Source organism: Citrobacter amalonaticus (assembly GCF_002918555.1).
GTDB lineage: Bacteria > Pseudomonadota > Gammaproteobacteria > Enterobacterales > Enterobacteriaceae > Citrobacter_C > Citrobacter_C amalonaticus_A.
This window is the reverse complement of sequence record NZ_PQMB01000004.1, coordinates 335349-359699: the sequence shown is the minus strand read 5'-3', so window position 1 is coordinate 359699 and position 24351 is coordinate 335349. Positions and strand designations below refer to the sequence as shown.

Sequence of the window (24351 nt, the reverse complement as noted above, 5' to 3'; positions counted from 1 at the left end):
GTCATAAACGTTTCGCTATCGACCAGTAATAATCTGCTATAGCGAGATGGGCGTGAGCAGCTTCACATTATGTGAGGAGGAAGCGGGGGGGGGGCTTCCTCTCTTAAAAAGGGAGAAGATGGGCGTTCTGAGTCGTGGAAACCCGGTACCGGCCAGGTTCAGCGATGAGAACGATCCCGCCAGGCCTGAGACTCTTTGCCCGCCGCGCCTGGCCGGGAACCGGTATGCTGATGCTGGCGTGACGATACCGCCCGTTAACGGGCAGTGCGCCCCCCGTCAGCGATCGTTGAGAATGTCATTGTCCGATACCTGTCTGTGAATTGCCGTACTGGTTCATCAGGGGCAATTCTTTTTGAGCAACGGAGACGCGGCTCACTCATCCGCTTTATGCGCCCAGGCGGGCATCGCTGTCAGGTAGCGTTTTGCCCGCTTGCGTGACTCCTCCTCGCCTGTTTTTTGCCAGGAGTCAAGAAACCTGGCCAGACCGGAAACGGCCTCTTCCCAGGATTTCAGATTACCGTCGCTGTCGCTGCAGTAAGCGCAATATTTATCGCTGGCCCCCTGCGCATCAGGTGCGGACATCGGCATTCCGCAGGCCTGACAAAACCGTTCGTGCTGTGTCATAACGCGCTCCTTCTGTCGTTTTGTTGTCTGATAAACATACAGAATTAATGCGCGGCGATTAGCGTGTAAGATCAACAGATCCTGTCGTGACCACCCTGAATATTGATTGAACTCATATACCCGATGAATGCCGCTTTGATAGTCTCGACGTATCTCTTCGGTTGTTGACAGGATAGTCGTGTTGGAAATCTTTTTTTAACCCACTGAAAAATATCTTATAAATATTTTTCATACATAAATATCTACGGTCCGTTCAGTACGGATCCGATTTTGTATGGGTTAAAAAAGGTACGTTATGAAAGTTACATGGATCGTCACGCCCGTGGGGTATCAGCGTATTTCCAAACGCTGCCCTTCGTGCAACGTAAAACGGGACTTCGCCCCTTCAGGAGCTGTACGGGTTAATTCGCAGAAGAAGCGGCTGGATGTGTGGAGCATTTATAAATGCACGCACTGCGATTACACCTGGAATATCTCCCTGTTTTCGCGCCTGCACGTCAGCAAAATTAACCCTGAACTTTATCAGCGGTTGATGGCGAACGATGCCGCTACGGTGCGTCATTTTGCCGGTGACAAAGCGACGCTGAAGCGAAACAACGCCGAACTGTCGGGGAGGCCTGATTTTCGCATTCAGGAGCGGTGGTCGGTATGCCTCACCACCTGCAAGTGGATCAGCGTTAGCGTCAGGATTTCCCGTCCTTTTCAGGTCAGCCTGCTGTCGATTTTGCAGAAGCAACTCATGCTGAGTACTGCCGAAATCAAGAGAGGGATTGAGTCAGGGCAAATACGTGGCGTCACGATGAACACGCTTAAATCGCGGAAGCTGAAGGCCGCGGAATGTCAGTTTCAGCTGTCTGCGGAAACGCTGTATGCCCGACGCAGGGTTGTTCTGACGCGTCGTTAACGACAGGAAGCCCATTTCCGGAAGCATCGCTGCGCCACAGGAAATGGGCGACCAGGGCTGACGTGCGAAGCGGGGTTCCGCTATTAACGCGTTATAACCACCATCCTCCGTTTAAAACACAGGCGCTGTTTAAATCAGCAGCGGCGTCGCTCCCGGATCTCCCGTTAACCATTGATAATATGAATGTCATATTCCGTCACAGAGTGACGCTGTTTCTCTACACCGTCGCTTTTTCATCACTGACCGCTGTCAGCAATTCTTGTGATTTGGTTAACCAATTTTAGCTTCAAGGTTGACATGTTATACCAAAAGGAGGAATTTATGCGCCATATCGTCGAGTCCACAACAATCAATGAGGAATAAGCATGGAACAGACATGGCGCTGGTATGGCCCAAACGATCCGGTCACCTTAGCTGACGTACGTCAGGCGGGCGCCACGGGGGTGGTGACTGCCCTGCATCACATCCCGAACGGGGAAGTGTGGTCAGTTGAAGAGATCCAAAAGCGCAAAGCCATTATTGAAGAGGCGGGGCTGGTGTGGTCGGTGGTGGAAAGCGTGCCGATTCATGAAGATATCAAAACCCGTTCCGGTCACTATCTCCAGTGGATCGCCAACTACCAGCAGTCCCTGCGTAACCTCGCGCAGTGCGGGATCCGTACCGTATGCTACAACTTCATGCCGGTGCTCGACTGGACCCGTACCGACCTGGAATATGTCCTGCCGGACGGTTCAAAAGCGCTGCGTTTCGATCAGATTGAGTTTGCCGCCTTTGAGCTGCATATCCTCAAGCGTCCGGGCGCGGAAGCGGACTACACCGCAGAAGAAATCGCTCAGGCGCATGAGCGCTTTGCCACGATGAGCGAAGAAGATAAGTCGCGCCTGACCCGCAACATTATCGCCGGTTTGCCGGGTGCGGAAGAGGGTTACACCCTTGACCAGTTCCGCCAGCACCTGGAACGCTATAAAGATATCGACAAAAACGGCCTGCGCGAGAATTTCGCCGTCTTCCTGAAAGCCATTATTCCGGTAGCGGAAGAAGTGGGGGTCCGCATGGCGGTGCACCCGGACGATCCGCCGCGCCCGATCCTCGGCCTGCCGCGTATTGTCTCTACCGTGGAAGATATGCAGTGGATGGTGGATACCGTGAACAGCATGGCCAATGGTTTCACCATGTGTACCGGCTCTTACGGGGTGCGTGCCGACAACGATCTGGTCGACATGATCCAACAGTTTGGCCCGCGTATTTACTTCACTCACCTGCGCTCCACGCTGCGGGAAGATAACCCGAAAACCTTCCATGAAGCCGCGCACCTGTACGGCGACGTGGATATGTACGAAGTGGTCAAAGCGATTGTGGAAGAAGAGCAGCGCCGCAAGGCGGAAGGGAAGGACGATCCGATCCCGATGCGCCCGGATCACGGTCATCAGATGCTCGATGACCTGAAAAAGAAAACGAATCCGGGTTATTCCGCGATAGGTCGCCTCAAGGGGCTGGCGGAAGTGCGCGGCGTTGAGATGGCTATTCAGCGCGCCTTTTTCAGCCGCTAACCTTTACTCGTCATACTTCAGGTTGTGGGTGTGCTGGCTTTGTTACCCGGCCTTCGGCCTCGCCCCTTCGGGGCCAGCGCAAGCGCTGTTCAAAACGACTACGCGTTTTGTCCCGCAACTCGAATTATTTAGAGTATATATCGGCGAGGCTGTGCGCCATGCCGGTTTTTCTTTCTCTTACCGCCGGGTTCCCCGGCGGGTTCAGGAGTTTTCAATGACGACGACAATTGCTGACAGCAACCTGCCGGTTGCCCGTCCCGCCTGGGATCGCTCGCGTCTGGCATCCCGTATTGTGCATCTGGGCTGTGGGGCGTTTCACCGTGCGCACCAGGCGCTGTACACTCACCATTTACTGGAAACAACCGACAGCGACTGGGGGATCTGCGAAGTTAACCTGATGCCGGGTAACGACCGGGTGCTGATTGAGAATCTGAAAAAACAGCAGCTGCTTTATACCGTGGCGGAAAAGGGCGCGGAAAGCACCACGCTGAAGGTGATCGGCTCGATGAAAGAGGCGCTGCACCCGGAAATTGACGGCTGCGACGGGATCCTGCGCGCGATGGTACGTCCGCAGACGGCGATTGTGTCCCTGACGGTCACGGAAAAAGGCTACTGCACCGACGCCGCCAGCGGTCAACTGGATCTCAATAACCCATTGATTCAGCACGATCTCGCCAGCCCGGCAACGCCGAAGTCTGCGATTGGTTATATTGTGGAAGCGCTGCGTCTGCGCCGGGAACAGGGGCTGACGGCGTTTACCGTGATGTCCTGCGATAACGTTCGTGAAAATGGCCATGTGGCGAAGGTGGCGGTTCTCGGGCTGGCGCAGGCGCGCGACCCGGAGCTGGCGAAGTGGATTGCAACTCACGCCACCTTCCCGTGTACCATGGTTGACCGTATTGTGCCGGCGGCCACGCCGGAAACCCTGCAGGAGATTGCCGATCAGCTCGGCGTGTACGACCCGTGCGCTATCGCCTGCGAGCCGTTCCGTCAGTGGGTGATTGAGGACAACTTTGTGAACGGTCGTCCGCAGTGGGACAAGGTCGGCGCGCAGTTTGTGGCGGACGTGGTGCCGTTTGAAATGATGAAGCTGCGGATGCTCAACGGCAGCCACTCTTTCCTTGCGTATCTGGGCTATCTCGGCGGGTATGAAACTATCGCCGATACCATGACCAACCCGGCATATCGCAATGCGGCGTTCGCGCTGATGATGCAGGAACAGGCCCCGACGCTCTCCATGCCGGAAGGCACCGATCTTAACGCCTATGCGACGCTGCTTATCGGGCGTTTCAGCAATCCGTCTTTGCGTCACCGCACCTGGCAGATTGCGATGGACGGCAGCCAGAAGCTGCCGCAGCGTCTGCTGGATCCGATTCGTCTGCATGTGCAAAACGGCAGCGACTGGCGGCATCTGGCGCTGGGCGTGGCGGGCTGGATGCGCTACGTGCAGGGCGTGGACGAACAGGGCAATGATATTGAGGTGGTGGATCCGCTGGTGGCGGAGTTCCGGCAGATCAACCAGCGCTATCACGGCCACGAACGTGTGGACGCGCTGCTGGCCTTAAGCGGCATCTTTAGCCACGATCTCCGTGATAACCACGAGTTTGTCGCGACTGTGAAGCTCGCTTATCAACAGCTGTGCGAACAGGGTGCGCGTGAGTGTGTCGCGGCGTTAAGCGCCGACGCCTGATCTGCTCACGATAATGGGTCAACCTAATGTCTGTTTGGTTGACCCGTTTCCTGTTTTTGGCTCGCCGCAAATGCTATATACTCGTCATACTTCAGGTTGCTGGTACGTTGCCGCGTGATCCGGCCTTCGGGGCCAGCGCAAGCGCTGTTCAAAACGACGACGCCGTTTTGTCCCGCAACTCGAATTATGTAGAGTAGAGTTCGGGACCCAATCCTCCGCTGACGGGTATGAAATATGAAATCTGAAACCTCTTCGCCAAGACCCTATCAGGAAGTGGGCGCGATGATCCGCGATCTGATCGTCAGGACGCCGTACACCCCTGGCGAGCGCCTGCCGCCGGAGCGAGAAATCGCCGAAATGCTGAATGTCACCCGTACCGTGGTGCGTGAGGCGCTGATCATGCTGGAGATCAACGGTCTGGTGGAGGTGCGTCGCGGAGCCGGGATCTATGTGCTCGACAACGCTGGCGAAGCCGGGATGGAGAGCGAGGATGTCAGCCACTGCAATGACGCCGGTCCGTTTGAGTTGTTGCAGGCGCGCCAGCTGCTGGAAAGCAATATTGCCGAATTTGCCGCACTGCAGGCCACCCGCGAAGATATCAGCAAAATGCGTCAGGCCCTGCTGCTTGAAGAACGTGAGCTGGCGTCAAGCGCGCCGGGCGGTTCTGAAAGTGGAGACATGCAGTTTCATCTGGCGATCGCCGAAGCAACCCACAACAGCATGCTGGTGGAGCTGTTTCGCCAGTCGTGGGAGTGGCGGGAAAACAACCCGATGTGGATCCAGCTTCACCGCCATCTCGACGATACCCACTATCGCAAAGCGTGGCTGGGCGATCACAAACAGATCCTCGTGGCGTTAATCAAAAAAGATGCCCGCGCCGCGAAGCTGGCGATGTGGCAGCATCTGGAGAACGTCAAGCAGCGGCTGATGGAGTTCTCCAACGTCGATGACCTCTGGTTCGATGGCTATCTCTTCGACTCCTGGCCGCTGGATAAAGTCGACGCCTGACCTACGCCACAATGGTCGTTACCTGCCCCGGAAAACTAATCTGAATCACCCCGCCCCAGGTGCACATTAGCTGCGACTGGGCGCTGAGGGCGGGCATATTTCCGACCATGACCGTTGGCGAGCCGGGCATCCAGGGGGCTACGGTGGCTGGAATGCACGGCATTGGCGTCAATGTGCCAAACGCGGCCGCGGTGGCTGCGGCCACGATCGGGTTGGCGATACTGTTACACATCCCGAAAGGCAGAATATTTACAAACGGTTTGTTATCCATAATATTCGCCATCGGCATGCTGTTAACGATAGTACGGTTGGTGGGCAAGACGTTCAGCGTGGCAGGTGCGAGGCCGAATGAACATTGCAGTATTGCACCAGTACACACTCCTGGACAGCTCATGGTAATACTCCCAGTTGCCGCCACAGTCGGCGGGCGGATTCATCGCCGTTAATCAGTTCAGAGAGCAGCTCCGGCAGCGGCATATTCCCCCAGGCACAGGCGCGGTACAGCAAATAGGGGACCGGACTGTGCGGTTCGGTTCGCGCCAGATAATCTGCCACCTGTTTTATCACCAGATACGCCTGTTCCCGATGCGCAAACGTGACGGTATTGCCGATCGCTGGCGCCGCGTCCTGCACGACAGGCTGCGGCGCTTCCGGCATCACGTTACCCAGCGCCTGCAGGCAGGTTTTGATTTTTTGCTCCATTACGCTGAAGGAAGGCGCAGAGGCGTCGGGCCAGCTTTGACAGATAGCATTCAAACGTTTAAGCCATTCAAGGCTTGCCGTCAATGCCTGAGCATGGGGGACTTCTGCGCCGGGCAGCGGAATATCCGTAAGCTTTCCCTGCTGCCATTGCGTCAGAGAGATAGTCTCCCCGTGGACGGTGAAGAGCGGCGCCCCGGCAATCAGCGTGGCGTACTGCTGCGCCATCCAGCGCAGCGGGGCAGCGCGATAGTCGTAATCGCCCTCTTTGATCTGCGGATGCAATTCTACAGGATAACGCTCCAGCGCCAGCGTGGATAATGCCAGCGCATCGGGCAGGGCGCTCAGCCCCCGCGTTCTGATCCACGCTTCGCCCAGCCAGCCCATGATCACCAGATCCTTACTCAGCGTTTCGGTCAGCAGGGTGGCTATGCTGGCAACCTCCTCCCAGTCGGCGCGCCGCGGCGTACTCTGCCAGACGCCGGTGGGCAGCGTTTCATCATCCTGCTGCCGGGCGGCGGCCAGCCTGTCGAACTCCGGTGAATAACGGATAGCGTCTCCGCAGAGGTTATCTGCCCGAATGGGCGCCAGTAATGCCTGAATATTTTCCATCAATGATCTCCTGATAATCCCTGTTCGGTAAGCGGGAACCACGGTAGCGGCGTCTTTCCTTTGCTGTCCAGCAGCGCTATCTGTAACCAGACCGTTGCCCGTAGCTGTTTGTCACTATCGCCCACGGGAAGCGTAAAACGCAGCGGCAGCGGTTGGGCCAGCGCGCCGCCGACACGCTGTTGCCCAATCATCCTCAGCAGCGACCATGCCCCCTGCCAGCGCCAGCGACCCGTATCGCCGCTCACCGTCACGCCTGTTTGCGTGCTGCCCGGCAGCGGTCGCCATGGGGAGTTTGCCGCCCAGCGCAGGCTGAAGTTCAGGCTGTCGCCGCTGCGCCACTGTAGATCCGTTGTCCCGCCCGGAGAGCTGATGGTCTGTTGATTGCCGTCCAGCCGCCAGTCGGCTATCTGGTCGGCTCCGGTTTCGAGATGACGTGAGGTTCGCCAGATAACCCGCACGGTCACCCCTTCGGGAGCGACCAGCGCGGCAAGCAGCGGCTGTGCCGCTGCCAGTTGCTGAATCAACGGCGGCTGCTCGGGCAGCGCTTCCGGCGGGAGCTGAGCGAGCAGTTCGTTCAGTTCACGTACCCGATCGACATCGGCATCCGGCGCGTGCGGGACGACGGTAAAGGGAAAGCGTCCTGTCAGCCAGACGTTGTACAGGGTGAAGATTTTCTGCGTCGCGCCAATGCTCGCCTGCTGGCGCAGTTGCTGACATTTTTGCTGCGATGCGTGTACCAGCGCGTTCAGGGACTGGCTGTAAAAATCGTTGTCGCCGGATGCGCTGAACTGCGCCAGCTCGTCCCGACAGTTTTGCGCGGTCATTGTCGGCAGCGCGGCGGCAAGCGTGGTCATCTGTACCGGCGGGCTGCCCGGATCCTGCTGTTGCAACCGCTGCATGGCTGCCAGCGAACGGGTCCAGCGAACGATAAGCTGGTTATCCGCAGGCGTTAGCCAGGCACGCTGTTTGTCGAGCCAGGCGATATCCTGCTCGTAACGGATCAACGCCCCGGAGATTTGCTCTGCCTGCGCGGTGGCCCAGCCCGCGACCTTCTGCCCGCTGGACTGCGCCTGTTCCGCGGTGGCGTAGTTGACAACCGGTGGATTCACCGCCGGGAGCAGTGCGCCGCCATCCTGCCGCAGCCGGGCGATGACCTGGGCGGCGATTTGCTGGCGTAACGCTGTCGTTAACTGAGGACGATTAAGCTGGCTGAGCGCGTCAATGACCCGATCCGCGCTGGCGGTGCTGATGTTATTGCTTTGCGCCGCGTTGGCCGTCGCCGCGTAGAGCGCCTGGCGCATGGCGTTTTCCGCCGCCTGCTGCGCCAGCAGGGTGAGTCTGGGGCGCCAGAGGCTGTCCGGAAGCTGCTGCACGAAACGCTCATATCCGCCGTACAGCGCCAGTGCCTGCTGAAGTTGCCGATTGCCAGGATACCCCGTTGCGCTTTCTGTCGCCGGGCTTGTGCCCTGCTGCCAGAAAGGCTGATTAAGCAAATCGCGCAGGCTTTTCTGTAGCGCCAGAATGTCCGGTGACACGTTAAAATCGCCTTCCGGTGACTGTTCGGTCAGGGAAGAGAAGTGCAGTCGGGAACCATCAACCTGCGCCAGAAACCGTTGACGCAGCAGTCCCTCGTGACGCAGCAGATCCACAATCACATTGTTGTCAATCAGCCGGAGCGTGCGGGCCTGGGTCAGTAGCTCATCCAGCGGCAGGCGAACAGGGGTGTGCGTGGCGTCGCGGCTGAGGTTGTTAATCGTCGTCAGCGTACTCTGTAAGCGGCTAACCTGGCGAACCAGTGAGCGGACAAACAGGGGCGTCACACGTGTGCCGTTGCTAAAGAGCGCCAGCAGCTGTTCAAGCTGTTCTTCGTTGTTATCCAGGCTGGTATTGCCATAATTCTGCTCCAGCCAGCGCATGGTTTCGCGGGAAAAAATCGCGCTGTTGCGCCGGGTCAGTTCGCTGGCGTCGGGCAACCGCAGACGTGAAAGGTTGAGGGTGGCGAACATCGCGTTCAGCCCTTCCTGCGAGGGCAGTGAGTCCGTATCGACGGTAACCCCCCAGACGCTGGCGCTGACTGTCGCCAGCGTCTGCACCGTTGGCTGTTTTACCTGCATCAGTTGCAGCAAGGGCAGATAGCGTGACTCCATCTGCTTCGCCTGGCTCAGTACCTGCTGAATCTGCCGGTAGCGCTCTTCCGGCAGCAGATCGTCCTGCTCCTGCATTTTTTCACTCTGATTTCGCAGACAAATACTGTTGGTGGCAGGGACCAGCAGGCTGCTCATGGTGGCGTTGTGAAAGGTTTCCCGCAGTTTTGTATCGGTGCGGCTGAACAGTGAACCGGGCCAGACGACAGAGCGAAACTGCCATTGTGGAATGGCATTTAACACGCGCCAGTACAGGGCGGCAGAGCGCTCGCCGGAGCTATCGGCACGGACAGTTTGCGTCGCGAGCACCTGCAGGCGATCGTGCAGCAGCAGGGCGTTGGTGTACTGGTAGCGCCAGCTCCAGGTCATGGCGATAAGCCACAGTACGCAAAGGCAGCTATAGCACGCGAGAGTGATGAAATGACGGCGCAGATTCAGGCGCAGCAGGCGGCGCACGGGCAGCGCGAGTCCGTGCTCTGCGGCGATTTTTCCACTCAGCAGCGTCTGGCAAAACTGCATCTGCGGTTTGTCATGCGTCAGGGTTCTGGCAACAAACCAGATCCCGCGCAGCAGCGGCGGTTCGTCGCGGGCGTTACTGTTAAACAGAGAGTCAAAATAGTCATGCAATGGGGTAGCCAGCGGCGGGATACACTCCGGCAGCCGGAACAGCGCTTCCGGCGTATTTCCCTGTAGCGCGCCGAGTTCAGTGATGACCTGGCGCAACGATGTCCGGGTGTTTTCCAGCGCATCGTCAATCCACTGCGGCTTCCAGACCGCCTCTCTGGCGACCGGGATGGCGCTACCGACAGGACTGCGGCGGGCCTCCTCTGGTAATTGCGCAAGCAGTGCGGCGGTGCCTTCCAGTGATTCCAGACCGCTTACCAGCAGGTAGATGGGCAGGCTCAGTCCACATACCTGCTGGATCTGCTGGCAGTTGTTCAGCAGGCTGGTACGGGTGGCATCATCGCTGTGCAACGCTTCCAGCGGCAGGGTGATAATCAGGGCATCCAGAGGGCGTTGAGGGCGGCTTTTCACCAGCGCAGCCAGCGTTTTTTGCCAGTCATTCTGGCGAATGAGCCGCTTTTTCCCGGTCGTCTGTAGCGCCTGAGGCACGCACAGAAGGCTGCACTGTGGGTTAAACCACCACTGCCCGAACCAGTATTCAAAGCCGTCGGTCAGCGACCAGCTGCGGCAGAGCTGGCGGTTGTCCTCTTCATCGCCGAGCATCAGGATACGCATACTATCGTAAGGATCCTGACCGCCGCAGGCGCGCTGGATCTCCTTTTGTGCGCGAGTAAAGGTATCGTTGCGATATTCCCACTGCCACCAGACGCACCAGAGGGTTATCGCCAGCAGTACCAGCACAACGATCAGCAAAGTCAGCCAGGGTTGCGTCACTTTTCATCTCCCGGACAAGACTGGGTAACCGGAAAGTCAGGCAGCGTGTTTACGCCAATGGCATCTTCAATACTCAGCCACAGGCGCTGGCTTAACAGCAGCAGCGCCAGGATCACAATGAGGGCGATGAGGTGCAGCCTTGAGTTATCGGGCAGGCGGCGACGCGCCGGGAGCTGTAAGGGCGATCCCAGCGACGCGGAGACCATGCGCCGGGCGAGATCCTCAGGCTGCGCGTCGCCCTGGAAGGCGAAGTGCCAGAGTAAACGGCAGGTTTCCTGCTGCGCCTGCGCATTGAAATCCTCGCGGCGGGAGCCAAATCCGAGCGTCAGGCAGCGCAGCCAGACAGCGGCCAGGTCGCGCTGCCCCGGATTACGCTCAGTGAGCAACGTTTCGATCTTCCGGGGGATCCGATCCCCTGCGCTGTGGGTTTGCCACAGATGATATTCCAGCGGGCAGGTCTGCCACAGAGTAAGCGCTGGCCAGCTGCTGTAGAGAACCGTTTCATCAATCAGCGCGACCAGCGCGTAAATAGCATCATCAATCTGCTGTTGAAAGGGGGAGCCCAGCTCGCGCGTCAGGCGTCGGCTGTACTCTGCCACTGCCTGATTCGCGTATTCAAAGGCCTGATGATGCAGGACATCAGGCGGCAGCGTGCTGCTTTTCCAGCGTTCGAACTGCGCCAGCCAGCGGGAAAAAATATCATCAAACAGGCGGCTGGCAGGCATGTCAGGATTCGCGGGCGTCATGACGATCCTCCTGGCGGTAAAGCATAATTTGCTGCGGCATATCGTCCGTTTCATGTAGCGGCATGATGGTCAGCAACGCCTCTTTTTCAAACCACTGGGTGGTCAGCGTCAGGGTGAACAATGCGATGCTGCTTTCGGTTTCCCACTCGCCGCGCTGCTCCGTCGCCAGCGGGACGAAGCTCATGCCGTGCATCCGCTGACGGCGCAGGACGGGCAGGAATGGCTGGCTGGCGATAAGACTGCGTTGTAGCCAGCCCTCTGCCCGGGACGTGTCGCCATTGGGCATCAGAATGCCGATCACCACCTGTTCTCCGGCGTGAATGTCCACAGGGAGTTGCAGCGAAAAGAGGTTGTCCTGCTTTCCGAAGTTGAGCCGCTGGTAGCGGCGATGAATATGCGCCAGCTGCGTTTTCAGCAGTGAGAAAAGCGTGGCAAAACCGGGCTGCATGTTCTGGTAATCGAAGGCGGGAAGCAGGGGCAACGTTTTGTCTTGTGTCAGAATTGCCGTCTGCCCCACAAACAGACACAGGGCGCGCCAGAGATCCTGCGGGTGCGGTTGCCCGCTGTTGCACAGGGTTTCCAGTAGCGGCAGCGCGCTCTGAATGCTCTGTAGCGACAGCGCCAGCCACAGCCAGTCGTGAGTGTGTTGACTCTGCTGCGCCAGCTGCATTTCCCGGCTCAGGAACAGGATTTTCTCTCTCGCCTGCAGGCAGATCTGGCGCGTGTGGCGGCTGAGATAGCTCTCTTCGCTGACGCCAGGCGTGGGGGGAAACCACGCGTTCTGGCGAAATCCGCCTTCGGTGTAGACCACCTGAAGGAGCGGCAGGCAGATTAAATCGGCGCGTTCGTGCGAAGTGACCAGGCGCGGCGCGGGCTGCCAGAGGGGAATGCTTTCGGGAAATTCGCCGCTGCTCAGATCCGGCAACGGCGCGCTGTTGATGGAACGGTTACGGGTATTCATCTGCTGCCACTGTCCGGCGCGACGGTACGGCGACAGCGCCAGCCAGAGGCTATGTTCGCTGTCCGGCGGTGCCGGGAGCAGACGAGAGCAGTCAAACTCCAGCGGTGAATCGCAGCCCACGTCGTAATCAACCGGCGTACCGTCGGGCATGATGGCCTCAAGGTGCAGAATGCGCAGCATACCCGCGCACAACGCCGCTTCGTCAATCTGTAGCCGCTTCACCCCCCAGAACCAGTGATTGGCGCACTGCGCGAGCGCGGCGGAAAGCGTTTCATTACGCAATGCCTGCAACTGGAAATGCTGTGGCAGCATTGCCATCCCTTCATACCAGCAGACCATTGCCGGAATTGTGCTCATGTTACTTTCCTTGTTCAGGGGGCCAGAACGACCTCATCCGTCATCAGCAACAGATGTAGTGAATCGGTTTTATCCAGCCGCAGTCGGTGTTCTCCTTCACTGCGGTAGCGAGCAAACAGCAGGATAGCCTCTGCCGGAACGCCTTGCAGAGGTGGCTCCTTCGCAACGAAGCGAGAACCCGGCACCAGCTCCAGAGACCAGACGCGTAGCCCATCAGGGGCGTCGCGCAGCAGCTGTGATTTCGCGTTGAACCACTGCGCGGCGGAGAGTGCCTGTATGGTTGGGATCAGCACGCTGTTGCCAACCGCGACAATATCCACTGCAACTGGAGCGTTATCATTTGCATCCGGAACGGTTTCAATCACTACGGCCTTTAATTCAACCCGGTTTTGCCAGAACGAACAGCCGCTATTCAGTAAAATTAAGAAACTGAATAATATTATTCTGGCTGAGTGGCATATACCGGTTGTCATATAAAATCTCTTTATACCCGTCATCATTCATATGACACAGGTGTTAGCAGCAAACATTCACGATGTAAGCTTTGGTTTAGGGTATATATCTTTTTAAAGAAGGTAATTAATGGCGACGGTTTGTTTTTTGATTTAAATCATTATTCTTCACATATTTCGCAATAAAAATGTTAACAATAAATCATGCATGACATGAATGAATTTAATTGAAAATATATTATTGTTGGTGTTTTTGTGTTTATCTTATTGAATTTTAATGGTTAATTTTTGGTTAATTGATTTTTATCAAATGAATAGTTTTTGTGTTAAAAGTAAAAAATTAAGTTGATCTTTATTTTTTGTTGTGTCTTTTATATTGGCTGTCGTTATTCAGAAATATCGCGTTTTGAATAATGGTGCTACTGAGTGAGCACCAGGGATACTATTGTCTTAAAAAGGATTGAATATGGCAGAGAGCATTCAGCATAAACTCAATCGTATTAGACCGCCGCGTGTACAAATAACGTATGACGTGGAAACTGGCGGTGCGATTGAGAAAAAAGAACTTCCTCTGGTCGTCGGAATTTTAGCAGATTTATCCGGGCAGCCTGCATCGCCTCCTGAGAAATTACGTGAGCGCCGTTTTGTCGAAATTGATCGTGATAATTTTGATGATGTGCTCTCTTCCATCGCGCCTCGCCTGGCGATGCAGGTGGAAAATCGTCTGGCGAATGATGGCAGCAAACTTAACGTTGAGCTGCATTTCAACGAATTCGATGACTTTTCTCCCCTCAATATTATCAATCAGGTTAAACCGCTCCAGCGCCTGTTCCTTGCCAGGCAGCGCTTGCGCGATCTGCTGACCAAACTGGACGGCAACGACGATTTGGATGCGCTGTTACAGCAGGTAGTAAACGATAACGCGGAGCTTCAGACGCTAAGACCCTCGGCGCAAGAAAAACCGGCCGAAAACGCGTAACGGAAAGGAGAAGAGCAATGGACAATGTTCAGGAACACGCTGAAAGCGGCGGGCAAACGGTCACGCTGAGCGTGCTGGATCGCATTATTCAGGAAGGGAGAATGGCGCGCGATGAGCTGCAACAGACCTACGCGCGCGACATGCTGGAAGAACTGGCGACGCAAATTCTTGACGAAGGCATGGCGATAGAGAGCGACACCGTGGCGATGATCAACCACCGTATCGCGCGAATTGATGCGCTCATCAGCGACCAGCTCAATGACGTGCTGCACCACCCTGATATGCAGAAGCTGGAAGCCTCGTGGCGCGGCCTGCACCAGTTTGTGATGAATACGGAAACCAGTACACGGCTGAAACTGCGCCTGCTGAACGTTTCGCGCAAAGAGTTGCAGGACGATCTGGAAAAAGCGGTGGAGTTCGATCAGAGCACGCTGTTTAAAAAATTGTATGAGGATGAGTACGGCACCTTTGGCGGCAATCCTTACAGCGTGCTGGTGGGGGATTTTGAGTTTGGTCGTCACCCGCAGGACGTGGCGCTGCTGGAGAAAATCTCTCAGGTTGCGGCGGCGGCTCATGCGCCGTTTATCGCCTCTGCCAGTCCACGCCTGTTTGATATGGGCTCGTTTGCCGAACTGAGTGTCCCGCGCGATCTGGCGAAGATCTTCGAAAGTACCGAGCTGATTAAATGGCGGGCGTTCCGCGAGAGCGATGATTCCCGCTATGTGTCGCTGGTGCTGCCGCACGTGTTACAGCGTCTGCCGTACGGCCCGGATACGGTTCCGGTGGAGGGCGTTAATTTTGTAGAAGACGTCAACGGCCTCGATGCCAGCAAATATCTGTGGGGCAATGCGGCCTGGACCCTGGCTACCCGTATTACCGAGGCGTTTGCCCTGTACGGCTGGTGTGCGGCGATTCGCGGTGCGGAAGGCGGCGGGCTGGTATCCGATCTCCCGGCGCATACGTTCTCCACGCCATCCGGCGATATCAGCCTGCGCTGCCCGACGGAGATCGCCATTACCGACAGGCGTGAGAAAGAGCTTAACGATCTGGGGTTCATCGTGCTGTGTCATAAAAAGAATACCAACACCGCCGCGTTCTTTGGCGGACAGACCACCAATCAGGCAAGGATCTACAACACCCCGGAGGCCAATGCCAACGCACGGATCTCCGCAATGTTGCCCTATATCCTCGCCGCTTCCCGTTTTGCGCACTACCTGAAGGTGATTATGCGCGACAAGGTCGGCAGCTTTATGAGCCGCGATGATGTCGAGAGTTACCTCAATAACTGGATTGCTGACTATGTGTTGCTGCGCGACAGCGCGCCACAGGAGGTTAAAGCGCGTTATCCGCTGCGTGAAGCACGGGTGGACGTGAGTGAAGTTCCCGGCAAACCCGGCGTTTATCGCGCCGTTGTATTCCTGCGTCCGCACTTCCAGTTAGAAGAGTTGACCACCTCGATTCGCCTGGTGGCAGAACTGCCGCCGCCAGCCGCTGCCTGATTACTAAGGAGATAAACCATGGATGCGATTTTTTTAAAGCTTGACGATATCAAAGGCGAAAGCCAGGCCGATGGCTTTAAAGACCAGATTGAGATCATGTCGTTCAGCCATAACGTGGCGATGCAGGTCACTAACGACGTCAGTAATACCGAGCGTACCTCCGGGCGGGCGCACGTGGGTGAGATGTCGTTGACCAAGTTTGTCGATCTCGCCACGCCGGTGCTCAATGAATATTGCTGTAGCGGGAAGGTGATCAAAGAGGCGAAGTTGACGCTCTGCCGTAACGACAATAGCGCGATGCTGCCGTTTATTGTCTACACCCTGAGCAACGTGGTGATCTCACACCTGAGCGTCAGCGGCGGATCCGGCGGTAAGCCGGTAGAGACGATGTCGCTGAACTTCACCAAAATCAAATGGGAAATCACCGCCCAGAAATCGGAAGGCACCCAGCAGGGCACCAGTTCATCCGTCTGGGATATGGCGCTGAATAAGAAAGGCAGCTAATGGTGGAACCTTTCATCCCGGTTGCGCTATTCGACAGGCTGCTGGATGAGGAGATAAGCCCGCGTGAGTCGGTGTGCCGGGAGTTGAGGCGATTATTCAACTCCCGCGCACCAAAGGATGCCGACGCGTTACCGGCGCTGCTCGCCTGGGGCGTGCCGGAATGGCACCGCCTGAACGTGGGCGATGAGCGGGTACTTCACTGGTTTTGTCGCCAGCTTCGCGCCGCCATTCTCCGCCATGAGCCGCGCATTCAGGCGCTGATGGTGAGCGTCAAAGATGCCCGTCATCAGACGCTGACGCTGCATCTCGATGTGATGTTGTGGCGCGACGACGAACCGCTGACGCTGGATCTGACGTATCTGCACGGCAGCTGGCGATGACTATCGCAGGAGAAGATCAATGGACGATCGATTGCTGAACGACTATTTGCAGGAGCTGAGATGGCTGCGTACCGCCAGCGGCGAGTTCGCCCGGCGGCATCCGCACGTTGCCTCCCGGCTGCGGCTGAGCGAGTTTGATTGTCCTGATCCCCATGTCGAAAGGCTGCTGGAGGGGGTCGCCCTGCAAAGCGCCCGACTGCATCAGCGCCTTGACGACGGCTTTGGCGAGCTTTGTGAATCGCTGCTGGAGCAACTCTCTCCTCATTTAATGCGGCCTTTTCCCTCCTGCGCTACCGCCTGTTTTACGCCCGATCCGCTGGCGGGCGATCTGCATCAGGGTTACACCCTTCCTGCCGGAACGCCGCTGTATGTGCAGAAAGAGAGCGGGGAGACAATCTGGTGGCGTACGGCGCTTGAACAAACGCTGTGGCCGCTGGTTATCGAGGATGTCGTCTGGTGCGATGCCGGGCAGGCCCGGCAGCTGAGCGGGCTGGCGCAGGCGCGCGGCGCGTTGCGTATTGTGTTGCGCTGCCTGCCGCCGCATCAGTTTTCGACGCTGACGGTAGACACACTGCGGATCCATCTCTGCGGGTCGCCGCAAATCAACGCCACGCTGTTTGATCTGCTGTACGCCCATGTGCCTGGCCCACGGCGTCCGTTGCCGGCAGGGCTACTGAATGCTGAGCAGATTTTGCCTGGCGAACCTGGCGTGGAGTCCAGCGCGCTGGCGTTAAGCGTGTGGATGAACTGTCCGCAGGCGCTGATGTATTTTGACCTGCCGCTCCCGGAGCCTGGCGAGGGCGATACGCTGACGCTCTGCATTCCGTTCGACAGGGCTCCGCAGGCGGCACGGCATATTCAGCCTGGCGATATTCGTCTGGGCTGCACGCCGGTCGTCAACCTTTTCACCCGCACCTCAGAGCCGCTGCTGGCTGAACACACCCGGAGCGAGCATCGGCTGGTGGCGGATCATCATGACAAAAATGTGCAGATCCATCGCCTGCAAGAACTGTGGATGAGCCGCCGTGAGGAAGCCTGGCGCGTCCCGCCGTACTACTCGGCGAGCGGACATAACCATGCCCGCTGGTTCTGGCACGCCCGACGCAACTGCCGTCAGGGGAATGAACTGTGGCTGACGCTGGTGGACAGCCGGTTCGATCCTTTTGAAGACGCGGAGGAAACCAGCCTGACGGCAAAACTGTGGTGCACTAACGGCGAAAGGGCCATGCAGCTTTCTGCGGGAACGCCGCTGACCTTTGAACAGCCCGGCCCGGTTGCGCAGGTTTGTTTACTTGGCACGCCGACGATGCCTTCGGTTCCAGCCTCTCAGCGGGATGCGCGCTGGAAACTGCTCTCAACGCTTGCGCTCAACCATCTGTCGCTGACGGCAGGGGAAATGGCGCTGGAGACGCTAAAAGAGCAGCTGGCGCTGTATGCCCCTTCCGCTGCGTCGCCCGCTATCTGGCAACAAATTAACGGTATCTGCGGGATGTACAGCCAGCGGGTGAGTGAACATCGGGGGCGGGATGCCTGGCGCGGCTGGCGTAACGGTATCAGGGTGACGCTCACACTCGATCCACAGGCATTTACCGGCAGCAGCCGGCTGCTGTTTGCGGGCATTATCGCCCGTTTTCTGGCGCGCAATGCCACCGCAAACTGCTTTATTCACACAGTATTGCAGGACGAAGGAGAGGAGCTGTCGCTATGGACCGAAGCCGAACAAACCACGCAGATAGCGTAATGGCGCAGCTTAAGGGCGAGCCGTGGCGCTTTTCGCTGGAGCAGTGTGTCCGCATCCTGGAGGCGGAAGGTGAAACGCCTGAACTGCGGGGCGATCTGGGGCTGGCATTTAGCCCGGCGGAAGTCAGTTCGCTGGATAACGGCTCTCTTCAGGTTCGCAGCCTGGGGCCGGGCGGGGCGGACGGCGTGCTGCCCTATGGCTGGCTCGAATGGCTGCAACAGGCGGCGCAGGACAAAAACGGCGCGCCGCAGGATTTTATCCACCTGTTCCAGCAGCGTTTTATTCAGCATCACTGCCGTAGCCTGAGTGTGTATCGCCTGGCGACGCCTTACGCCCGCCGCGATTGCGCGCCGGGGCTGGTGGTGATGCGGTCGCTGTGCGGCTTCGATACCGACGCCATGAAAAAGCGTGAGTCTGCACAGATACCGAACCTGTTGGCGCATAGCGGCGGGCTTGCCCGACGCAGACGCTCGACGGCGGGATTTGTCGCGCTCGTGGCGGCGGTACTCCGTATTACCGTGAATATTGAAGAGTTTGTCGGACGCTGGCAGCCCTTGCCGCTGGCCTCTCAGAGCCGGACCGGATGCCGACTGGGGCGCGACAGCGTGGCCGGACGGCGAGTATGGAATCAGCATGCGGCGCTGCGGGTGCGTCTGCTTGCCAAAGACGCCGCGCAGTGGCGGGCATTTTTACCCGGCGGGCCGGGTTTTGTTCAGCTTAAGCGACTGGGTGACATCTGGTTTGGCGCAGGGATAACGCTTGAGCTGATGATGCGCGGAACGCTGACGCTGGACAACCGTTTAAGGCGCGCTGCGCCGCCGCGCCTGGGTTATACCGCGCAGCTGACAGGGCGCAAACCTGCGTCGTTTCGCTGCCAGCAGTATCTTGAGGAGAACAATACATGGATTTAAAAGTGCGGGTACAACGCCTGAATCCGCTCTGTTTTCGGGCGCTGGAGCAGGCCGCCGAACGTAGCCGGGCGCAGGGACACTGGTTCGTGGAGCCGGAACATCTGCTGCTGGCGCTGCTGGATGATGAACATAACGATCTGGCGTACTGCCTGAGCAGCGCGTCAGTTTCCGTTGATTCTCTGCGCGAAGAGATACGCCGTGCGCAGGCGCAGTTTAAAACCGGCTGTACGCGGATGCCGGTGTTTTCCGTACAGCTGGTCGAACTGCTGGAAGGCGCAATTTTGCAGGCCGTGTTCCAGCGCATTTCACAAGTGCGTTCCGCTCTGTTACTGCTGACGTTACTCACCCGCGAGCGGCTGCGCGCTCAGCTGGCGCAAGGGATGCCGTCGCTGCTGAAGCTCTCCGCTGATGTGCTGGGGAGCCAGTGGCAGAACTGGTGCCGACGTTCCGTAGAGGAAATAAGCGACACGCATGAGGGGGAACCCGTGGCGCGTGAAGGCGGGGTGCTGGATCAGTACACTCACGATCTGACGCGCGACGCGCGGGAGGGGCGGATCGACCCGATCATTGGGCGCGATGCCGAGATCCGCCAGTGTATCGACATTCTGCTGCGTCGTCGGCAGAACAACCCCATTCTGGTCGGCGCGCCCGGCGTCGGGAAAACCGCCGTTGCCGAAGGGCTGGCGCGACGCATTGCCGAAGGCAGCGTACCGCCGCCGCTGCGTGATGTGGCGCTGCTCTCGCTGGATCTGGGTCTGTTACAGGCAGGCGCAGGCGTAAAGGGCGAATTTGAACAGCGTCTTAAAGGGGTGATCGACGCGGTAAAAAAATCCTCACAGCCGATCGTTTTGTTTATCGACGAAGCCCACACGCTGATTGGCGCGGGGGGCGCAGAGGGCGGCAGCGACGCCGCGAACCTGCTGAAACCCGCGCTGGCGCGCGGGGAACTGCGTACCATCGCCGCGACCACCTGGCAGGAGTACAAAAAATATTTCGAGAAGGATCCGGCGCTGGATCGGCGTTTTCAGCGCATCCAGATCGAAGAGCCGGACGAGAACAGCGCGGTGGTGATGCTGCGGGCGGTAGCGGACAAGCTGGAAGCGCACCACGGGGTGCAGATTCTGGATACCGCTATCCGCGAGGCGGTGCGCCTCTCCCTGCGCTACATCTCCGGACGTCAGCTACCGGACAAAGCCATCAGCGTGCTCGACACCGCCTGTGCGCGGGTGTCGCTGGCGCAGCACGATGTGCCGCCCCAGCTTGAGGAGATCCGCCAGCAGCTGGCGGCAATAAAAGAAGAGAGCGAACGCCTGAACCGCGAGCTGCTGGTGGGCGTAGATCATCATGACCGATTGTGCGAACTGGAGGCGCAGGCGGAAAAACTCCAGCTTCAGGCGCAGGAGGTGGAAGGGCGCTGGCAGGATGAACGCCAGCGGGTGGGCGAACTGCTCGCCGCCCGTCAGCGGATGCTGGATCTGAGCGAGCGGCCGGACGACGACGATCTGGAGCAGGATCTGGTGGAGTGCGCGGCGCTGATCGGCAAACTGGAAACCGCCGCCGCGCAGCTGCGCGACGAGGTGCCGCTGGTGCCGGACTGCGTGGATGCCGCGACCGTTGCGGCGGTGATCGGTGGCTGGACGGGGATCCCGCTCGGGCAGATGCTGACCGACGAAGCCCACGCCCTGCGCACGCTGGTTGAACGGATGAGCGCGCGGGTGATGGGGCAGCAGGCGGCGCTGGAAACTATCGCCCGGCGCCTGCGCGCTTACCGCAGCGGCCTGACCGATCCGCAAAAGCCGGTCGGCGTGTTCCTGCTGGTGGGACCAACCGGCGTCGGTAAAACCGAAACCGCCTGTGCGCTGGCCGATGCCCTGTACGGCGGGGAGCGCAATCTGATTACCATCAACCTCTCCGAATACCAGGAGGCGCACACCGTCAGCCAGCTGAAAGGCGCGCCGCCGGGCTACGTCGGCTATGGCAGCGGCGGGGCGTTAACCGAAGCCGTGCGCCGTCGCCCCTATTCGGTGGTGCTGCTCGACGAAATTGAAAAAGCGCACCCGGACGTGCTGGAGGCGTTTTATAACGTCTTCGACAAAGGGGTGATGGAGGACGGCACCGGGCTGATTGTCGATTTCAAAAATACGGTGATGCTGGCGACCAGCAACGTGGGCGCGGAGCTGATTCTCGATACGCCTGCGGCTGAATTAAACAGCGAGCGGTTTAACGAGGATTTGCGCGAGGAGCTGTTGCGCCATTTCCGCCCGGCGTTCTTAGCGCGGATGACCACGGTGGCCTATCGGGCTTTGGATGAAGAAATATTAAAAGGGATAGTGCTGGCTAAATTAGAGAAATTAGCGCAGCGCTATTTCGTGGCGACGGGGGAAAAATTAAATATGGAGGATGGATTGGTGGAAAGTGTAATGGAGAAATGTAAGGGTGTGGGGGCCAGGGATGTTGAGAACCTGGTGGTTGGGGAAGTGGAGTTAATTTTGTGATTTTATGGGGGGTATTATGATTGGTCTGATTCCTTCAGTTAATAATTTTCAAGCCATTTATAGGCGCTCTGTCGCTTATCTTTGTAACTCACCATTTGCTGCAGAAGTAATTTCTAGTTTAGATGAGTCGCCTTTGCACTTGGGTATTCTAATAACAGTACAAGGAGGATGCGAATATGTTCCTCCTTATGATAGAAGATGCCCTAGATATTTAGATGGAGGGATTATTTATTGGAATATAAATAAGACAGTAGAAACAATGGATTTTGCTTATAATGACCCAAGATTGGGGCTCAACGAAGCTCGAAGAGAGAATGTACCATGGAATCGTGAAATATCTTTTCCTGGTCGAGTAATGGAAGTATTTTTTGGTCCTAGGACGAGATTGGGATTATTGTCTCCATCAATGTGTCTTATGCATGAAATGGGGCATGCATTACAATATTTTTCTGATTCAAACGCATTTTTGCAATTGCATAATAATAATTATATGGAATTGGAAAATATCAACATCAGAGCCATTGAAGCAACTGTGGTTCAGGAGTTACGAAATTTAGGTTATGGTGAAACAGCAAGATGGGATTATGCTCATATAAATCATTATCCAGGAGGTCGAGCTTGGCCTAATTGGTTAAGATGGTTTTATGGGTAGGTAGTTTTAGATGGCATTTGAATATTTAGCTCAATGAAAGTTTAGTCGGATATATTCAATAAATATAAAAGGACTCTCCCATGCCCGACACCACCATCATCAAACTCACCGCTCCGGCCCTAACCGGTCTTACCGCCGCTACCGCACAAACCGACTCCCAACTTAACGGCCTGACCACCGCCACTATCGCCGCAACCACCTCCGCGCCGTTAACGCTTGATGCTGTGCTGGCAACCCATCTGACCGCCACCATCAATAACGCCGACTACGACGGGCTGATTGCCGAGGCGCACCAGCTTCCGGCGACCGGTAACGCCGACCGCTACCAGTTTGTGCTGCGCCCGTGGCTGTGGTGGTTGACGCTTGCCAGCAACAACCGCGTGTTTCAGAACCTCAGCGCGCAGGAGATCGTCGAGAAGGTGTTTAAGGACGGCGGTTTTACCGACTACACATTCCAGCTCAAAACCAAACCGGCAAAGCGCGAATACTGCCTGCAATACAACGAAAGCGACTTTAATTTTGTCTCGCGGCTGCTGGAGCAGGAGGGGATTTTCTGGTTCTTTACCCACGAGCAGGGCAAGCACACGCTGGTGCTGGCGGATGATAACAGCGCCTTCCCGCCGATTCCTGGTGAGAAAAAGGTCAGGTATCAGGCCGCGCAGAGCGGCGAGCGGGAAACCGGCGCGATTCGTTCGGCAGAGCTGCGTTTGCAGGCCACCGCGCAGGGATTCCAGAGCAGTGATTATAACTACGAGCAGCCAAAAGCGGCGCTGTTCGCCCAGGCCGGTGAGAAGAAGGGCGGTATGCACTATCAGCACCCTGGCCGTTTTAGTGAAAAAGCCCAGGGTGACGCGCTGGCGGCGTGGAAGGTTAGCGCCCTGAAGGCGCAGGCGAAACAGCTGGTCGGAGAGAGCGACTGTGCGGCGCTGGCCGCCGGGCACTGGTTCAGTTTGACCGATCACGATGACAAAGCATTAAACATCGACTGGCTGGTGACCGCCGTCAGCCACGAGTACGACGGCGAGCGCTATCGCAACCGCTTTACCGCCATCCCGAAGGCCACGCCGTACCGTCCGCAGGGCAGCACGCCGAAGCCGTTTATGCATACGCAAACGGCGCGGGTAGTTGGCAAAAGCGGCGAGGAGATCTGGACCGACAAGCTCGGGCGGGTAAAAGTGCAGTTCCCGTGGGACAGAGAAGGTAAAAACGACGAAACCAGCTCCTGCTGGCTGCGGGTCGCCACCGCCTGGAGCGGCAACGGTTATGGCGCGCAGTTTATCCCGCGCTTCGGACAGGAAGTCGTGGTGAGCTTTATCGACGGTAACCCGGATAAGCCGCTCATTACCGGCTGCGTTTACAACGGCGCGAATGCCCTGCCGTATGCGCTTCCGGCAAATCAGACCCAGTCCGGCATTAAGACCCGCAGCGACAAAGGCTTCAACGAGCTGCGCTTCGACGACAAAAAAGATGCCGAGCTGCTGGCGATGCAGGCGCAAAAAGATTTTCAGCTCACCGTGCTGAACGACAGTAAAACCACCATCAGCCACGATGACATTCACAGCGTCAAAAATGACCGCACCCGCACCATTGAAGAGGGCAACGAAACCGTCACCCTGAAGAAGGGGAATCGCACGGTAAAAATCGAAAAAGGCAGCGACACGCTGGAGGTGAAAGAGAAACGCAGCGTGACGGTGAAGGGCGATCAGGAACTGGCGGTGGATGGCAACGAGACGCACAAGGTGAAGGGCAACTACACGCTGAACGTCGACGGCAATCTGACGATTAAGGTCAGCGGCACGCTAACGCTGGAGAGCGGCAAAACCCTGAGCGTGAAGAGCGGGGCGGCGCTGAACGCCAGCGCGACCAGCGATCTGAAACTCGACGGCGCGAATATCGCCAGCGAAGCCAAAGCCTCGTTGACGCAGAAAGCGGCGACCATCAGCCATGAAGCCAAAGCCACGCTCACCAGCAAGGCCAGCGCCACCCAGACCGTGGACGGCGGTGGGATGCTGACCATCAAAGGCGGTATGGTGAAAATTAACTGA

20 protein-coding genes are annotated in these 24351 nt (G+C 57.6%); 13 read left to right on the top strand and 7 right to left on the bottom strand.

Going from position 1 to position 24351, the window contains the following annotated elements; translation table 11 throughout:
• Positions 1-372: 372 nt before the first annotated feature.
• Positions 373-624, bottom strand: a complete 252-nt coding sequence (locus C3432_RS19430; protein ID WP_103778192.1) for a zinc ribbon domain-containing protein — start codon at positions 622-624, stop codon at positions 373-375.
• 295 nt (positions 625-919) lie between these two features.
• Here C3432_RS19430 and C3432_RS19425 point away from each other — a divergent pair, with 295 nt between their 5' ends.
• The 4 genes from C3432_RS19425 to uxuR all read left to right on the top strand — a co-directional run bounded on the left by C3432_RS19425 (position 920) and on the right by uxuR (position 5776).
• Positions 920-1528 carry a DUF1062 domain-containing protein gene (locus C3432_RS19425; RefSeq protein ID WP_103778191.1) on the top strand — a complete coding sequence of 203 codons (609 nt, stop codon included), beginning with the start codon at positions 920-922 and terminating at the stop codon, positions 1526-1528.
• Between the two features lie 365 nt (positions 1529-1893).
• On the top strand, positions 1894-3078 hold the full coding sequence (uxuA, locus tag C3432_RS19420; protein ID WP_103778190.1) for a mannonate dehydratase: 1185 nt from the start codon (positions 1894-1896) through the stop codon (positions 3076-3078).
• A 214-nt stretch (positions 3079-3292) separates the two neighbouring features.
• Complete coding sequence (locus C3432_RS19415; protein ID WP_103778189.1) at positions 3293-4768, top strand: fructuronate reductase; 1476 nt, start codon at positions 3293-3295, stop codon at positions 4766-4768.
• Positions 4769-5002: 234 nt separating this feature from the next.
• A complete protein-coding gene (uxuR, locus tag C3432_RS19410) occupies positions 5003-5776 on the top strand; it encodes a Uxu operon transcriptional regulator (protein ID WP_103778188.1) in 774 nt (257 codons plus the stop codon).
• Between the two features lies 1 nt (position 5777).
• On the opposite strand, the gene C3432_RS19405 is transcribed toward uxuR, so the two are convergent.
• The 6 genes from C3432_RS19405 to C3432_RS19380 are packed head-to-tail and all read right to left on the bottom strand — an operon-like array spanning position 5778 to position 13166.
• A complete protein-coding gene (locus C3432_RS19405; protein ID WP_103778187.1) occupies positions 5778-6170 on the bottom strand; it encodes a DUF4280 domain-containing protein in 393 nt (130 codons plus the stop codon).
• Positions 6167-7087, bottom strand: a complete 921-nt coding sequence (locus C3432_RS19400; protein WP_103778186.1) for a type VI secretion system protein TssA — start codon at positions 7085-7087, stop codon at positions 6167-6169. Before C3432_RS19400 ends, C3432_RS19405 begins: the two co-directional genes overlap by 4 nt.
• A complete protein-coding gene (locus C3432_RS19395; RefSeq protein WP_103778185.1) occupies positions 7087-10629 on the bottom strand; it encodes a type VI secretion system protein in 3543 nt (1180 codons plus the stop codon). Before C3432_RS19395 ends, C3432_RS19400 begins: the two co-directional genes overlap by 1 nt.
• Complete coding sequence (locus C3432_RS19390) at positions 10626-11375, bottom strand: DotU family type IV/VI secretion system protein (RefSeq protein WP_103778184.1); 750 nt, start codon at positions 11373-11375, stop codon at positions 10626-10628. The genes C3432_RS19395 and C3432_RS19390 overlap by 4 nt, the downstream gene beginning before the upstream one ends.
• Positions 11356-12693 carry a type VI secretion system baseplate subunit TssK gene (gene tssK, locus C3432_RS19385; RefSeq protein WP_103778183.1) on the bottom strand — a complete coding sequence of 446 codons (1338 nt, stop codon included), beginning with the start codon at positions 12691-12693 and terminating at the stop codon, positions 11356-11358. The genes C3432_RS19390 and tssK overlap by 20 nt, the downstream gene beginning before the upstream one ends.
• Before the next feature lie 14 nt (positions 12694-12707).
• Positions 12708-13166, bottom strand: a complete 459-nt coding sequence (locus C3432_RS19380) for a T6SS protein Cts2N (protein WP_103778182.1) — start codon at positions 13164-13166, stop codon at positions 12708-12710.
• Positions 13167-13611: 445 nt separating this feature from the next.
• On the opposite strand from C3432_RS19380, the gene tssB reads away from it, so the two are divergent.
• From tssB to C3432_RS19340, 9 genes are all read left to right on the top strand, one after another.
• A complete protein-coding gene (tssB, locus tag C3432_RS19375) occupies positions 13612-14124 on the top strand; it encodes a type VI secretion system contractile sheath small subunit (RefSeq protein ID WP_103778181.1) in 513 nt (170 codons plus the stop codon).
• 17 nt (positions 14125-14141) lie between these two features.
• Entirely contained in the window at positions 14142-15623 is a 1482-nt protein-coding gene (gene tssC, locus C3432_RS19370) for a type VI secretion system contractile sheath large subunit (protein WP_103778180.1), read from the top strand.
• Between the two features lie 18 nt (positions 15624-15641).
• The gene (locus tag C3432_RS19365) at positions 15642-16127 is read left to right on the top strand and encodes an Hcp family type VI secretion system effector (RefSeq protein WP_103778179.1); all 486 of its coding nucleotides are present in this window, start codon (positions 15642-15644) and stop codon (positions 16125-16127) included.
• Entirely contained in the window at positions 16127-16507 is a 381-nt protein-coding gene (tssE, locus tag C3432_RS19360) for a type VI secretion system baseplate subunit TssE (RefSeq protein ID WP_103778178.1), read from the top strand. Before C3432_RS19365 ends, tssE begins: the two co-directional genes overlap by 1 nt.
• Before the next feature lie 19 nt (positions 16508-16526).
• On the top strand, positions 16527-18248 hold the full coding sequence (gene tssF / locus C3432_RS19355) for a type VI secretion system baseplate subunit TssF (RefSeq protein WP_103778177.1): 1722 nt from the start codon (positions 16527-16529) through the stop codon (positions 18246-18248).
• Positions 18212-19159: a type VI secretion system baseplate subunit TssG gene (gene tssG / locus C3432_RS19350; RefSeq protein WP_103778176.1), complete on the top strand. Its 948-nt coding sequence runs from the start codon at positions 18212-18214 to the stop codon at positions 19157-19159. Before tssF ends, tssG begins: the two co-directional genes overlap by 37 nt.
• Positions 19150-21654, top strand: a complete 2505-nt coding sequence (tssH, locus tag C3432_RS19345) for a type VI secretion system ATPase TssH (RefSeq protein ID WP_103778175.1) — start codon at positions 19150-19152, stop codon at positions 21652-21654. The genes tssG and tssH overlap by 10 nt, the downstream gene beginning before the upstream one ends.
• 16 nt (positions 21655-21670) lie before the next feature.
• Positions 21671-22306 (top strand): hypothetical protein, encoded by a 636-nt coding sequence (locus tag C3432_RS27500; RefSeq protein ID WP_146050931.1) that lies wholly within the window; start codon positions 21671-21673, stop codon positions 22304-22306.
• A gap of 80 nt (positions 22307-22386) precedes the next feature.
• On the top strand, positions 22387-24351 hold the full coding sequence (locus C3432_RS19340) for a type VI secretion system Vgr family protein (RefSeq protein ID WP_103778174.1): 1965 nt from the start codon (positions 22387-22389) through the stop codon (positions 24349-24351).

What these genes read in the sequence shown, in the direction of transcription:
- C3432_RS19405 (WP_103778187.1), bottom strand. Translation starts at nt 6,170, where the DNA reads ATGAGCTGTCCAGGAGTGTGTACTGGTGCAATACTGCAATGTTCATTC.
- C3432_RS19365 (WP_103778179.1), top strand. Translation starts at nt 15,642, where the DNA reads ATGGATGCGATTTTTTTAAAGCTTGACGATATCAAAGGCGAAAGCCAG.
- C3432_RS19400 (WP_103778186.1), bottom strand. Translation starts at nt 7,087, where the DNA reads ATGGAAAATATTCAGGCATTACTGGCGCCCATTCGGGCAGATAACCTC.
- tssG (WP_103778176.1), top strand. Translation starts at nt 18,212, where the DNA reads ATGGACCGAAGCCGAACAAACCACGCAGATAGCGTAATGGCGCAGCTT.
- C3432_RS19415 (WP_103778189.1), top strand. Translation starts at nt 3,293, where the DNA reads ATGACGACGACAATTGCTGACAGCAACCTGCCGGTTGCCCGTCCCGCC.
- C3432_RS19425 (WP_103778191.1), top strand. Translation starts at nt 920, where the DNA reads ATGAAAGTTACATGGATCGTCACGCCCGTGGGGTATCAGCGTATTTCC.
- C3432_RS19340 (WP_103778174.1), top strand. Translation starts at nt 22,387, where the DNA reads ATGCCCGACACCACCATCATCAAACTCACCGCTCCGGCCCTAACCGGT.
- C3432_RS19380 (WP_103778182.1), bottom strand. Translation starts at nt 13,166, where the DNA reads ATGACAACCGGTATATGCCACTCAGCCAGAATAATATTATTCAGTTTC.
- C3432_RS19430 (WP_103778192.1), bottom strand. Translation starts at nt 624, where the DNA reads ATGACACAGCACGAACGGTTTTGTCAGGCCTGCGGAATGCCGATGTCC.
- tssE (WP_103778178.1), top strand. Translation starts at nt 16,127, where the DNA reads ATGGTGGAACCTTTCATCCCGGTTGCGCTATTCGACAGGCTGCTGGAT.
- tssF (WP_103778177.1), top strand. Translation starts at nt 16,527, where the DNA reads ATGGACGATCGATTGCTGAACGACTATTTGCAGGAGCTGAGATGGCTG.
- tssK (WP_103778183.1), bottom strand. Translation starts at nt 12,693, where the DNA reads ATGAGCACAATTCCGGCAATGGTCTGCTGGTATGAAGGGATGGCAATG.
- tssC (WP_103778180.1), top strand. Translation starts at nt 14,142, where the DNA reads ATGGACAATGTTCAGGAACACGCTGAAAGCGGCGGGCAAACGGTCACG.
- tssH (WP_103778175.1), top strand. Translation starts at nt 19,150, where the DNA reads ATGGATTTAAAAGTGCGGGTACAACGCCTGAATCCGCTCTGTTTTCGG.
- tssB (WP_103778181.1), top strand. Translation starts at nt 13,612, where the DNA reads ATGGCAGAGAGCATTCAGCATAAACTCAATCGTATTAGACCGCCGCGT.
- uxuA (WP_103778190.1), top strand. Translation starts at nt 1,894, where the DNA reads ATGGAACAGACATGGCGCTGGTATGGCCCAAACGATCCGGTCACCTTA.
- uxuR (WP_103778188.1), top strand. Translation starts at nt 5,003, where the DNA reads ATGAAATCTGAAACCTCTTCGCCAAGACCCTATCAGGAAGTGGGCGCG.
- C3432_RS19390 (WP_103778184.1), bottom strand. Translation starts at nt 11,375, where the DNA reads ATGACGCCCGCGAATCCTGACATGCCTGCCAGCCGCCTGTTTGATGAT.
- C3432_RS27500 (WP_146050931.1), top strand. Translation starts at nt 21,671, where the DNA reads ATGATTGGTCTGATTCCTTCAGTTAATAATTTTCAAGCCATTTATAGG.